This is a genomic window from Dyella humicola (assembly GCF_026283945.1).
Classification (GTDB): domain Bacteria; phylum Pseudomonadota; class Gammaproteobacteria; order Xanthomonadales; family Rhodanobacteraceae; genus Dyella; species Dyella humicola.
The window spans coordinates 1-12,023 of the sequence record NZ_JAPDPC010000002.1; the positions used below are offsets into that span (position 1 = coordinate 1).

General features: G+C 56.8%; 16 protein-coding genes. 13 read left to right on the forward strand and 3 right to left on the reverse strand.

Going from position 1 to position 12,023, the window contains the following annotated elements; genetic code table 11:
• Nucleotides 1-111: 111 nt before the first annotated feature.
• The 5 genes from OUZ30_RS14750 to OUZ30_RS14770 all read left to right on the forward strand — a co-directional run bounded on the left by OUZ30_RS14750 (nucleotide 112) and on the right by OUZ30_RS14770 (nucleotide 3,433).
• Nucleotides 112-351, forward strand: a complete 240-nt coding sequence (locus tag OUZ30_RS14750) for a hypothetical protein (protein WP_266183193.1) — start codon at nucleotides 112-114, stop codon at nucleotides 349-351.
• Between the two features lie 102 nt (nucleotides 352-453).
• Nucleotides 454-675, forward strand: a complete 222-nt coding sequence (locus tag OUZ30_RS14755) for a hypothetical protein (RefSeq protein WP_266183194.1) — start codon at nucleotides 454-456, stop codon at nucleotides 673-675.
• Nucleotides 676-1,647: 972 nt separating this feature from the next.
• Complete coding sequence (locus tag OUZ30_RS14760) at nucleotides 1,648-1,959, forward strand: hypothetical protein (RefSeq protein WP_266183195.1); 312 nt, start codon at nucleotides 1,648-1,650, stop codon at nucleotides 1,957-1,959.
• A 138-nt stretch (nucleotides 1,960-2,097) separates the two neighbouring features.
• A complete protein-coding gene (locus OUZ30_RS14765) occupies nucleotides 2,098-2,913 on the forward strand; it encodes a hypothetical protein (RefSeq protein WP_266183196.1) in 816 nt (271 codons plus the stop codon).
• 118 nt (nucleotides 2,914-3,031) lie between these two features.
• Nucleotides 3,032-3,433: a hypothetical protein gene (locus OUZ30_RS14770; RefSeq protein ID WP_266183197.1), complete on the forward strand. Its 402-nt coding sequence runs from the start codon at nucleotides 3,032-3,034 to the stop codon at nucleotides 3,431-3,433.
• A gap of 165 nt (nucleotides 3,434-3,598) precedes the next feature.
• Here the strand turns inward: OUZ30_RS14770 and OUZ30_RS14775 are convergent, their stop codons facing one another.
• Complete coding sequence (locus OUZ30_RS14775; protein WP_266183198.1) at nucleotides 3,599-3,958, reverse strand: hypothetical protein; 360 nt, start codon at nucleotides 3,956-3,958, stop codon at nucleotides 3,599-3,601.
• Nucleotides 3,959-4,522: 564 nt separating this feature from the next.
• Between OUZ30_RS14775 and OUZ30_RS14780 the strand changes: the two genes are divergently transcribed.
• From OUZ30_RS14780 to OUZ30_RS14810, 7 genes are all read left to right on the forward strand, one after another.
• Complete coding sequence (locus OUZ30_RS14780) at nucleotides 4,523-4,954, forward strand: hypothetical protein (protein ID WP_266183199.1); 432 nt, start codon at nucleotides 4,523-4,525, stop codon at nucleotides 4,952-4,954.
• Nucleotides 4,955-5,170: 216 nt separating this feature from the next.
• Nucleotides 5,171-6,304, forward strand: a complete 1,134-nt coding sequence (locus OUZ30_RS14785; protein WP_266183200.1) for an FG-GAP repeat domain-containing protein — start codon at nucleotides 5,171-5,173, stop codon at nucleotides 6,302-6,304.
• Between the two features lie 407 nt (nucleotides 6,305-6,711).
• A complete protein-coding gene (locus tag OUZ30_RS14790) occupies nucleotides 6,712-7,104 on the forward strand; it encodes a hypothetical protein (RefSeq protein ID WP_266183201.1) in 393 nt (130 codons plus the stop codon).
• A gap of 313 nt (nucleotides 7,105-7,417) precedes the next feature.
• Nucleotides 7,418-7,831, forward strand: coding sequence for an Imm70 family immunity protein (locus tag OUZ30_RS14795; protein ID WP_266183202.1), 414 nt, complete (start codon nucleotides 7,418-7,420; stop codon nucleotides 7,829-7,831).
• 88 nt (nucleotides 7,832-7,919) lie between these two features.
• Nucleotides 7,920-8,153: a hypothetical protein gene (locus OUZ30_RS14800; protein ID WP_266183203.1), complete on the forward strand. Its 234-nt coding sequence runs from the start codon at nucleotides 7,920-7,922 to the stop codon at nucleotides 8,151-8,153.
• A 108-nt stretch (nucleotides 8,154-8,261) separates the two neighbouring features.
• Nucleotides 8,262-8,477, forward strand: coding sequence for a hypothetical protein (locus tag OUZ30_RS14805; RefSeq protein WP_266183204.1), 216 nt, complete (start codon nucleotides 8,262-8,264; stop codon nucleotides 8,475-8,477).
• A 90-nt stretch (nucleotides 8,478-8,567) separates the two neighbouring features.
• Nucleotides 8,568-8,930 carry a ribonuclease E inhibitor RraB gene (locus tag OUZ30_RS14810; protein WP_266183205.1) on the forward strand — a complete coding sequence of 121 codons (363 nt, stop codon included), beginning with the start codon at nucleotides 8,568-8,570 and terminating at the stop codon, nucleotides 8,928-8,930.
• Between the two features lie 557 nt (nucleotides 8,931-9,487).
• On the opposite strand, the gene OUZ30_RS14815 is transcribed toward OUZ30_RS14810, so the two are convergent.
• Both OUZ30_RS14815 and OUZ30_RS14820 read right to left on the reverse strand, forming a co-directional pair.
• Nucleotides 9,488-10,183 (reverse strand): MOSC domain-containing protein, encoded by a 696-nt coding sequence (locus OUZ30_RS14815; RefSeq protein ID WP_266183206.1) that lies wholly within the window; start codon nucleotides 10,181-10,183, stop codon nucleotides 9,488-9,490.
• A 156-nt stretch (nucleotides 10,184-10,339) separates the two neighbouring features.
• The gene (locus OUZ30_RS14820) at nucleotides 10,340-10,585 is read right to left on the reverse strand and encodes a hypothetical protein (RefSeq protein ID WP_266183207.1); all 246 of its coding nucleotides are present in this window, start codon (nucleotides 10,583-10,585) and stop codon (nucleotides 10,340-10,342) included.
• 817 nt (nucleotides 10,586-11,402) lie between these two features.
• Here OUZ30_RS14820 and OUZ30_RS14825 point away from each other — a divergent pair.
• Nucleotides 11,403-11,999, forward strand: a complete 597-nt coding sequence (locus tag OUZ30_RS14825; protein ID WP_266183208.1) for an outer membrane protein — start codon at nucleotides 11,403-11,405, stop codon at nucleotides 11,997-11,999.
• The last annotated feature ends 24 nt before the right edge of the window (nucleotides 12,000-12,023 follow it).

A 12,023-nucleotide genomic window follows, 5' to 3' on the forward strand; every position in this document is an offset into this window, starting at 1 on the left:
AACCGGTCGATGCAACACTCCTGCTGCTTGCGCAGTCGTTAGTGTGTTGCATCGACCGGTTGAGGCCGCCGCCCGGAGCGGTCATTGTGATGGCGCTAATCAGGAGAGAGGATGGGCGACAAACTGGCGCCAAGAATCGCTAAATCCATGATCTTGGGATTGGTTATCTACGCAACGATGATCGTCTTAGTGATGATCATCGTTTTCCTAAAGTGCATGGCATCGGGTGTTCCATACGGCATGGTTAGTTTCGTCGCGGCGCTTAAGTCGGTGTCCCGTGGTGCGATAGGCATTGGCGTTGCTACGGCTGGATTAGCCTATTTCACTTCGAATCGTGGCCCAGGCAAGTGACATAAAAACGTCCGCTTCCGACCCTGACCGGACCTACTTGCAGGCATTCGTAGAGTCGGGGTTGAGGCGAATTCGGATCACTTTCAACTGGGGACCCCATCAATGATCAAAGACGCAACCGTGGCAAAGTGGGTAAGTGACTTGATGCTTGAGTTTGGGAAGAAGCTTGATGAGTCGGTCGCTGAGGTGCAGAACAATTGCAGCAACGAGGAATTTGTCGCGTATCGAAAGGCGATCGGCAGAGTGATGGGAGACATGCTTCTGGAAGTCATGAATCCCATCTATACGGCACATCCAGAAATTAAGCCAAAGGAGTTGCGTTGAGCGCCGTAGCTCCACTGAAAAGGTCCGCTTCCGACCCACGGCGGACGTTAGCGAAGGAACACTTTTAGAGGCTTTAGGGGGACCAAGTGCGCCTTGACGTAGAGGGGAAACTGACCGTCCAGGATGCCAGTGGCGTGGACATCGCCCGGGCGTTGGGGGCGCTTCGCAGTTCTGGGCCGCACTCCTTTGCGATCCTGTCATCCGACGGCGGCAGCTACATTCAAGTGGCAGGCGGCAGCCAGACTTGTGCAATAGAAGTGCGTGACGCCACTACAGGAAAGCACTATCGGGCTCACCAGTGTCAACCTCATCCCGTCTTTCCAGACGGAACAAAGCTAGCCTTCGGAGCGGGGACGGTAGTGCTTCAAGGGGATGAGTGGTTCACGGCCGTGCAGGCTACGCTGGTTCTTATTGAATTTCTCGGTGGCGAACTGTTACCAGCCTCGGCTCCGGGTTGGCGCGATGTAACCGGCCTCATATTTGGCAAGTAGCCGATAGGCAAACTGTCCGCTTCCGACCCGGAGCGCACAGTTCTAACTCGATATCAAAGGGGCGCGGGCGAACTATGGACCTTTTAGAAACCTTTTGGGATGGCACTGTCCAGCTGTCCACCGACGCACACGAGATGCGGATGGGCCACTGGGTGTACGCACCGAAATGCGTTGATATCTCAACTGGTCGTTCCCTCTTCGACCTGACAGGCAAGCACTGGGACCTCATGTCCGTCGCTGTCACTGACGATTCTCTGGACTTGCGGCTGCGGAAGTATCCGGGCGACCGGCCTGAAGTGGTTTTGCAGATCTGGCGGGATGGTCTAGACGTTCGGCTAGGCGGGCGTCGCGTAGCCTGCGAGGACCTAGAACAACGCTTAGACGAAGCGCGCAACTAAAGCGTCCGCTATCGACCCGAAGCGGACGTAGCTCTTCATGTGGCAGACTCCGACTGATCAAGGGAATGTGCTGTGAGGGGACCATGGAGACGATAGCCAAAGAGGTGATTTTCGGGCGCTTTCCCAACGGCGACCTATTCGAAATTCGCATAGAGATCGGCGCTCCCTATTCGTGGCAGGGCGACGAAGATGAGTGGGCATGTCCCGTCAAGCTTCATCCGCTCTACCCAAATCTTAGGGACATCCATGGCGGCAGCTCACTCCAAGCACTCTGTTTGGCTATATCGCTAGCGAAGAGTTTGCTTGACGCTTTTCTAGAGAAAGGCGGCGAACTGACTTACGGCGAAAACGGGACCTTTGACGTGAACGCGGTCTTTGGAACCACGAAGCACTAGGTGAACCTTGGTCGGATGGCGTATCACAAATGTGTCCGCTTCCGACCCATAGCCGACATTATCTGTGGCGAGAGGATGGGATTGATTCGTGTCTGTGCGGCAGGCAGAGTCAATGGCCTCTCTAGGGGAAGGGTAAAGATGGACGCAAAAGTCTCAAGGTGGGAGAAGGCCAAGTCCTGGCTGGCAATAGAAGGCCCATGGCTTGGCTATCTCTGTCTCATTGTGCTTCTTTTCGCAGGGATTCTCCTGGCAGCCCTGCACGGGCACATCGACAGTAAAGACGTCGTCGGCTGGCTATTTCCGCTGATTGGTACTTTCTTGGGGGCCTTTCTGGCTTTCCGATTCCAGGAGCTCAAGGATCGCCGTGCAGAGCAGCGACGGCAAATCGATGCGGTCAACCGAACACTTTTGACCATCGGGGCTCAATTCAATCATCTCTATGCGTATGAGCGAGGCGTGCTCGCGCAATTTGTTGGCGCGGGGGAACGAATGCTCAACCTACCCGCTACAGGGCTGGGCGATAGCTTTGACGTGCGTCTTGCCACAGAGGACCTGGTCTTCCTGGCGTACCAGGGACACGCACAGCTCCTCATGGATCTTACGATCGAACAAGGCCGCTTCGATTGCGCGCGCGAAGTGGTAGCCGCCCGGTGCGAAATGATGGTCCAGGAGATCCAACCCTTGATCGAGCAACATAACCTCAATGGTCGGATGGTCTCGTCTGATGAGGTCAAGGCTGCATTTGGAGAGCGGATGTTTGGGGCATTAGAGACGGCCACGAATCAGGTCTATTTCCACATCACGTCGACGGCCGAAAGCTTGCTGTCTACATCCGACAAGCTTCATGCCGCAGCGAAGAAAATGTTTCCTGGGGTACGGTTTATGAAAGTGTCCAAACCGCCTCCTGACGAGAAGGCGCCAACCAACGCTGCCATTGAGCAACCCGGGTCTTGAGCAGCGAGTGGTGTGGCTGAATCCGTAACGCGCTGATAGATGGCAGAGTGGTTGAGTTAAGGTCCGCTTCCGACCCAGAGCAGACATGCGTAGGGCCAAGTCATCCAAGGATTGTCCAATGTTGACGAAACTTCCCCGCGAATTGGTCCGACGTGAGAACGAGCTAGTGCTGTTGTATCTGGATGGGAAATCGGCCCATTCGGACATTGCTTTGCCGCTTGTTCACGCGGTTCGTCTGCTGCCGAACACGCAACTTTACTGCTCAGATCGAGAGCGCTTCGGGTACGTCGTGGCTTACACCAATGGAACGATATTCGCCTTCGCCGCGGGCATGACATCAATGGCCTTAAGGCTTCCGCTGAGTGAAGCAGGACCGGCAATTGACGTTGGTGCCGAGCCTGCCTCATCGGCCGGTGACGAGTGGCTGACGTTCAAGCTGTTTGGTGCTTCCGGGTGGGACGGACGCCTCGAAGCTTGGTGTCAGATCGCGCACAAACACGCGTCGTTGTTGCCTTCTTAGGCCGAATGGCGGACTTCGACAATCTGCCTGCTATGGGGAAGCAACTATGCTTGTCGGCGGCGAGGGCGTCGGCATACTAGAAAGGTCTGCTTCCGACCCGAAGCGGACGCTTTTCTGATCACAGACGAAGGGGGGGGATTGGTGAAGAGAGTCCTGAAGGCTTTGCTAGGCGGCTTCATCTTCTATGCGGTCGTCACGACGATCGCGATGGTCACTGTCCTGGTCAAATGCTTGGTGCTGGGAGTTCACTTTAGTTTCCTGGTTGCCCTCTTTGCTTCCAGAGTGACGCTCGGATCGGCAGCCGTCATCGCGATTTTCACCTTCATTGCGCTTGGCAATACTGAAGACGCGAAGCGCTAAACGAGCGGAATGGCAGCCGTCAGGAGCGTCCGCTTCCGACCCAAGGAAGACACTCGGTGTGCCCGGGCGCAGATGATTTTTGACCGAAGGTTTGACAAACACAGTGGCCACATACATCAAGGAAAACACGGTGAGGATTCGACAGTTGTCGTTGGTCTGTTTCATGGCACTGCTATCAGCATGCGCCACTGTCCCCTTGAACGCTCCCGCCTATCAACCCGTAGCGGAGGCAACAGACGGGTCGTCGAATCTCTACATATACAGGCTCGGCGCCTATCCGAAGTTGAGAACCCCGACGATTTCGGTAGACGAAAGCGATGTATTTGATCCACCCGAGGGTGCGTATACGGTCGTCCGTGTACCTGCGGGCCCACACAAAGTTACTGTGCACTGGTCCTGGGACACAGGTTGGCCGAGCCTGACCTTACAGGTTGATGCGAAGTCAGGAGGGGCGACGTACCTGAAGATAAGCGGGAGCTTTGGCTCCGTTGGCGGAGGCTACTTCCAAGCGGGTTCGTACGCTAACGTCGTTGGGCAAGCATTCGCCGAGCAGGAATTGCGCAATTGCTGCCGTTATATCCCGCCCAAGAGCAACGCTGTCAGTAGCAAATAGTGGGCACTTGCATCGGGATTCAGGCAAGCGTTTATGTCCGCTTCCGACCCGAAGCAGACATAATTAGGGGCGCAGCCGTCGGCTGCCATGGTGTACCGACCTAGCCTGGAGGGGGCATGGACAGGGGAACTGCGGCATTTCCACACGTGCCTCTCGCGAGGGCAGAGGTAGAGCGCGAAGAACGCCATCAGGTTTTGCGGATGGTCGTGTTTGCAGCGTCGCTAGGTGTTGCGCTGATCCTTGCGTACCTTGGCTACAACGACATTCAACACCGCCAGAGTTACCGCGAGGCGCTCATTCTTCCACTTGGGCTCTACGTAGGTTTTCTCAACGCGTATACGCAGCGCAAGAAAGATATTTCGGCCCTCAGCTTATCTGAGCTGAGGGAAATCGAAGACTTGGGCAAGGCAAATCCCGCGATCGGTGAGGCTCTCGCTCGTTGGCGGTCGGTAGGAGACGTGCTGCGAAAGCGGGACCTTGCTGCGTGCAAGGGTTACGCTGGCAAGATGGGCCAGGCGGCGAAGCTTAGCGACATGAAGTGGGACTAGTCAGGAATTTTGATTGCGCTGAACCGCCCGCTTTCGACCCGTAGCGGACCTAAGCTGCCTCGCCCGGTCCCTGTTGAAGGAAGATGGCGCCGGGCCAACGACTGCCATTTGCCAGCAAACAATGCGCATGGCAGCATTCTGCTAGGGGGAATAAGGCTTTCGCTGTCTGTGCGCATCCCGCGCACGGCCGTCCCTTGCACGTCCTGAGGGGGACGAATGAAGACGACCTTGTTGTCCTTGGCGCTGGGTTTGCTCGCCACGACCGCAAATGCGGATGTACCGAGTGTGGACTTCAATTCTCTGCCGGTACTCCAGGCTTCCACGCCCATCCCGGGCAACACTCGCATTCCGGGAGATTTCAACGGCGACGGGTATTCCGATTTACCGTGGTTCAATCCGACGACCAATCAGTTCGGCTACTGGACCATGACCGCTACCGCTGGCACTCCCAATGTCCAGTCCGGCAACGTGACGCGCACGGGTGGCAGCCTGTGGAATGTCACGCCAGGTTATGTCGTGGGTGCGATCGGCGACTTCAACGGCGACGGATACGCCGATCTCGTATGGACGAGCGCTTCGAACGACCTGTGGCTCTGGACCAACAACAAACAAGGCGGCTTCACATCCACCCAGATCGGCAGCTATCCGAGCCAGTGGCAACTTGTGGGTGCGGGCGACGTGGATGGTGATGGCTACGACGACCTGCTTTGGATGGATCCTTCCGAGTGCAAATTCGCCTACTGGACCATGCGTGGCGGGGTGCGCACGGGCTACAAGATCATTGATGTCGCGTGCGGCTATCATCCGATAGCCATTGGCTATTTCACCCCAAGCAATCGCATCAGCATCATGTGGACGAGCCCTGCACACGACCTATACGTATGGGACAGCACGGGCTCTGGCTTCCTGTCCTACAACCTGAGCTCTTTCGTCAGCACGGACACCACGTGGGCAATCGGCGGCGGTTACCAGGGCGTCGGCATTGGCATCAGCACGCGTGGGGGTTCGAGTGCCAGCAGCGCCACGGGTGAGGGGTATCTGCTCAATCGCTCCTTCGACCAGAACGGCCACCAGAGCGCTGTGAGTACCACGTTTCTTTGGGGCGGCGCGGGCAACTGGAGCTACACGCAGGCCACGTACCTCATCGTCGGCAACGGCCTTAACTCGACCAGTCTGTACTACACCGACCAGGCACAGTGGACGCTGCAAAACGGTGGTCTTCCCACGCCTCTTATGTACTGGACGGGCAACGCCCCCAATCCCGGGGCGGGCCCCTTCTGGGTTTACCCCCAGGGCTGGTACGTCATCGGAGCTCCAGGGAACGGCGCATCGCCCTTCCCATGGAAATAATCCCGCCGAGGCCAGATCGCGCCGAGGCGCAGCCTCGTGCAACCTGGAGAAACGCTAGACGGGACCGCGCCAGTGCGCGGTCCCGGTGTACCGGGCCGTCCGGAACGGGCGGATAGAAGATTCCAACAATATCGAAGCTGTTGGATCAGGTATGGCGCTGATTACTCGGTTGGCCACTCCCAAGCGCGCGATCGCTGTATCACTCGGCTGGGAAAGCGGCCACCGCCAATCGATAGGCGCGAAAACACGAACGTCAGGAAGTCGTAGTGGCGCTTTGCGAAGCAGAGTCGCTAAGGTCCGCTTCCGACCCGGAGCGGACATTTCGGTTTGTGTTGAAATGGCGCGCGGATTTTCGACTGCTAGGGACGGCGCAAGGGGGTGGGTAAGTGTGGGCGAATTTTTGGGCGATGCCAAAACTGCTTAGATTCATGACGGGTCACGCGCTGGCGTGCGTGATTTTTCTTATCGTGTCCGTCGTGCCGAACGAATCCTTCGCTATTAATGGACGTCACGTCTCTCAGGCGGAATGGTGGAGCAGCGGAGCCGGGTTCTTTGCATCCATCATCGGCATCTTTGGTTTGGCGGCTGGTGTGGCCATTCTCAGAAAGAAGCCTTGGGCGCGCATGGCCTATCTTGGCTTTGCAACCATCGGCCTAGTCATTCCTTATCCAGTCTTTGGGAACTGGGCACTTGGATTGGTCGGCGCACTGATTGTGGTAGCCGCCGGGCTTTGTCTGTTCAAGGTCAAGGCGGTTGTCGCGTATTTCGAACGAGAGGCACGCGTGGAAGTTGTTAGCTGAACCGAGGGTCCGCTTGCGACCCACAGCGGACGCTCTGTCATCAATGATTCGAGGGGAGTGTTTTGAGTACCCAATTCACCCGTCATCAAGTGCCCCGAGGAGCGATGCCTGATGCGGAGCAGTTCAATCGGATGTACCTATTCAAAAATGTCCGCTTCCTGAGAGCCACATATCAGATCCGGCTTCTGGCGTTCTTTGCGGTCGACAAGCGGAAGCAACTTGTCCTTCGGGTGCCGTCAGCGTGTGTCTTTGATGAGTCTCTTTTGGGGCTGATTGCCAAGTGTGGCGGGCGTGTTATTCGAGAGGACTGCTGATGGGACTCTATCTTTGTATCTTTGACGGGGATGGCGAACTCGATGGCATCCAGGTTGGTTCTTACGCAGACTTCAATTTCTTTCGTAATTCGGTAGTCAGGGTTGCTGAAGGCGGTGTGGCTGGATCTCGTTGCCCAACACTGAACAGTCACCATGATAGCGACGGTGAGTGGTCACCTTCCGAGTGCTCGATGTTGATCAAAGAGATCGAGCTGATCAATGACGCTTTCGAGGGGCCTCCTGCCATCGATTTCAATTCAAAGTGGCAAACGGATGTCGCGCGCAACAGCGGGATTGTTCCGAAAAATCTTGCCGAGTGCTTCTTTGATGTTGACGGTGAGCCGCTTCTTGATCGGCTTAAAGCGCTCGCGGAGCGTGGCAAGCGATTGGGGCTTCCGATTCTGTTTCAATAGTGTAAACGGATGAACGATTTCAGGTCCGCTTCCGACCCACTGCGGACATACTTGGCCGGGTCTTGGGAAATCGTCGACTAGGGGAATTATGACAAGCTATCAACGGATTGCGACGCTGGTTCTTCGGCTCGCCGGAACGGCTTGGGTGGTGTTCTTCACCTTCATCTGGAGCCTCTATTTCGCAAAGATGGCCCTTGGCGTCGAGGTGCAGCGATACCCGACGCACACAATCATTGGTAACGCTGGCTATGTGGTTTTTGGAGTGTTGGTGATCGCTTTTTCGAAGCCGTTGGGGCGCCTGGTTGTCCGCGGGTTGGAGTAGAAACGATAGGTCCGCTTTCGACCCAAAACAGACGTGATCAGCGAGGTAAAGATGGGGCATATCTACGCGCCTATACGTTCGCCTAGGCATCCGTCCCTGGACGGTCTGGTGTTGTTCGAGCTGGCCGACGCAGCTGGCCCGTCGCTTCACTTGGCCATTAGGTATTTTGCATTTCAGAACAAAGAGGTAGAGGGCGACCACATTTATCTAGATGGCCTTGAAGCCGCAAAGTCTGAACTGGAAGCGGCCTTCGACATCGAGCCGGAAGAGTGGCGATCGCTTACACCGGATGAGGCAAATGTTGTTGACGCCTCTATTGGGTAAGGTCTGCTTCCGACCCGTAGCAGACATCTAGATTCCGGGCAGTGACCGCCTACATGCCCTCTGCGTCGCAAGGCTAAAGGAGTAACTTGGATGTCGATAGTCGAAGAATTGATGCAAACGGCTACGTCCGATACCGACTTGCTTAGAACGCTAGATGGCCAAGGGGATGACTTCAGCGTTCCGCGCGATGTCGACTTCCTCATGCGCGCGCCGTCACAAGAAAGGGCGGAACTTGTCGCCAATTTCATCAATGACAACCAGTACGGAGTTGCGACTGCCGAAGAGTCCGGTGGGAAGCACAGCGTCAACATCGTAATTCGGATGCCTGTCCAACAGCACCTAGCTTTATCTGTGTCCGGTTTCATGGCGTGTGTCGCGACACTGTTCGGTCTCGACTACGATGGGTGGGGATGCATTGCACAGAAGAGCGCTCAACACATAGTCGCGGAATGACCGCTTCCGACCCATAGCAGACCTTAGACCCGTCCGACCAAAGCACTGAGACGTTGTGAGCGCCTTCAATGGATGAGCACGAAAAGAGCAGTGGTCACATTCGGCAGGTCATGCCGGGATTCAAGACTCTAAGGGGCATCTTTAAGCCTGGATTGTGGAGCCACCTGGCACACCTCGAAGACCTCAACGGGTTAACCGTGAAGTCGCTGAACTGGGTTCCGATGGCTGACTCCCTGCAAATAAAATTAAGCTTCCGGGGTGAAGCTATGGCCGTTTTCACCGACTGGGAGATGTGCCCTTTCTTGTGCGGCGAGGGAGACACTTCTGCCACCTTAGTGGACACTGTCGCCGATCACATGGGCAGGTGCCAAATGAAAGGGCCGGTCACCGTCATCCGAACCCGCTGGAAGTACAGTCGAAGGCGTTAGTAGGACCGCGCGTCGCGCGAATTTGAAAGGTCGGCTATCGACCCGGAGCCGACAGTTCCGCTAAATAAAACAGTCTGGAAATTGGGGGGGCAGTGGCGATGCGCCGCGTCGTATCGGCGCCAGCGCCACCTAACTGCGGGAATACTCTTCGAAGACTCCAGTGTCGGCGGGCTCGATGCAGGCGCGGCCACGCACCAGTTGTACCTCGTCGTTTACCGCGATCCAGCCCGGATCGATCACGAAACAGTTGAGCGCCAACTTGCCCTCGAAGCGGCGATAGATATCACGGGTGATCTCTTTGTCTTGCATCAGCGTGTCGGGGTCGTACGACGTCATGATGCAGCGGAGGCGCAGATCTTGGACACCAATGAGCACCTTGCCTATCCGCAGGCAGCAGCCGGGCCAGATACGTTCGGTCAACCCTTCAACGCCCGCAATTACGATGTTAGGCCGCAAGCGTCGACGGTCATGACCGAAGGCAGCGATCGACCCGTCGGTCGCCACCAATAGCGGCAGGACGTCGAAGCGTTCTACACCCAGGTAGCGGACCAACCTCGCGCCAGGTCCAGCGATGTCCGCAACATCGGCAGCGACCTCCGGAGAGTCCCATCGCCTGCCGTCGACCAGAGGTTCCCCATCCGGACCGAGCACACCCTTATGGCCAAGAAAACGCGAATGAGTCCGCGAGGTGATTACACGTCCAGCCGCGTTTTCAACGTGCACGATTCGGTCGCCCACGATGCCCAGCTGTCCCATGCGGACACGCTGCAATCGCTCTCCGGCCATCGTCTTGACAGGATATCGCCAGATCTCGTCAACCCGCATGGTAATCACCGTCGCCCTTAGCCACCTTAAGGCGCTTACCTACTGAACATACGGACCCTGTAGTCCGGTTATACACCCATGATCGCCCTCCAGAAGTCCAGGCGTATGGGTCGGGAGGGATTTGCAGCCACACCGAGCTCAATAACGGGGTCAGGTTCACTTATGGCGAGATGGGCGGCTGGCAGGGTGGATGCCGGCGAAGCGTTGGGTCTTGGCCTCGACCTTGGCTCTGAAAGTGTCATGCCCGAGTGCGCGCTGTCGTTGAAGGTGGGCGCGAATGTCTAGCAATTCGCTATCCGAGACGGCTTCCCGGAAGAGCCCTTGGTGGGCGAGGCAGACGCCTAGAAACGTCAGGTCACACTGGATTGTCTCGATGGGCAAAAAGACCAGAAAGATCGACATTCAGGACGGAATCTAAAGGCGTGGCTTAGGTCCGCTTCCGACCTAAAGCGGACCTCACCGACGCGGGTAGATGGCAGCATCGAAGTCAAGCGCGGCGCAGCTAAAGGGGACGGAGCAACTAAGCCCGTCTCTTCAGCGCGTCTTGTCACCCACGCGTCGCACCTGTGCCACAGCCGTGTGACCAATGGAGTTATCAGCCAAAGCGCCAAATCATGCGCCTCGGGCGCAAGATGTCACGTTTATTGCGTGTCGCAATAGAAACTCGCCGCAATTTCTGGACGGTCTGCGAATCGTCGTGATAGCGTTTGGCGCAAGGGGGAACACAATGAAACGTAACAGTGCGGCCGCTTTCGCGGCAGCGCGCACGGACGCGCCCGCTGGTTATCACGCTCAATCTCCAGGCCAGTCACCCATCGCGGTCATTTCGGTCGACGCGCACGTATGCGCGCGTATCCAGCAGGGTCGTCCCTGACGCGTTGAGGCGGGGCCACCAAGCGCACAACCCCTCCCAAGACCTGCACGCCCGGCCTTTCGCTGCGTCGCGAGAGTCCATTGAGCATTCACGCGGCGCAGCCATTGGATCGATGCCAGGTGAAACGCCAACATTGTTCGACAACCCAGGCTGCGGGCTGGGGTAGGTCCGGAATAGCCAAGCTGTTTCGGGCAAAGATCACCAGCCTGTATGCGAGAGAAGTTTTCGGCTTTCGGTTATTGCCGATTCGCGCGAAAGAAGAGGAGCGAAAGCTCAAAGGAAGGGGCAAGACAGTCTGGTGAAGACTTGTGTTGTCCGATGTCACTAACTTGGAAGAGGTAGGTCATGCGTAAACTGCTGTTCAATGTGTCGATGGCTGCCGCAATGATTGCGGCCCCCATCGCCAGTCACGCCGAAGTGCCAAGCGGAAACGGCGATCTCTTTGTCAGTGGCAGCGTCGGTCAATCGCATACCGACGTTGCTGGCCTGACCAACAAAAACGATACCGCGTACGGCTTGAACTTTGGCTATCGATACAATGACACTTGGGGTCTTGAAACGGGCTACGTCGATCTGGGCAAGCCCGAAGCCAACGGCAATATCGATGGCTACGACTACAAAGCGAAGCTGCACGTTTCAGGCTGGACCGTCGGCGGCAACGGTAAGTTCAACTTTGCGCAGCACTGGTTTGTAAGCGGACGTCTAGGCATCTTCTTCTCCAGCACCAAGCTGACGGAGAGTTTGGCTGGGTCGGGATCGGACCAGATCAAAACCAACGATGTGAATTGGTATGCCGGTGTGGGCGCGGGCTACAACTTCAATCGCCACCTGAGCCTTAGCATCAACTACGACCGCTACACCGCCAAGGCCAAGACCATTCTCACAAATACCAACAGCCCGCACATGCTGTCGGGAACGCTCGAGTACCGATTTGGCGTCTGACGGGCGCAACGCCCACTAGTGTTG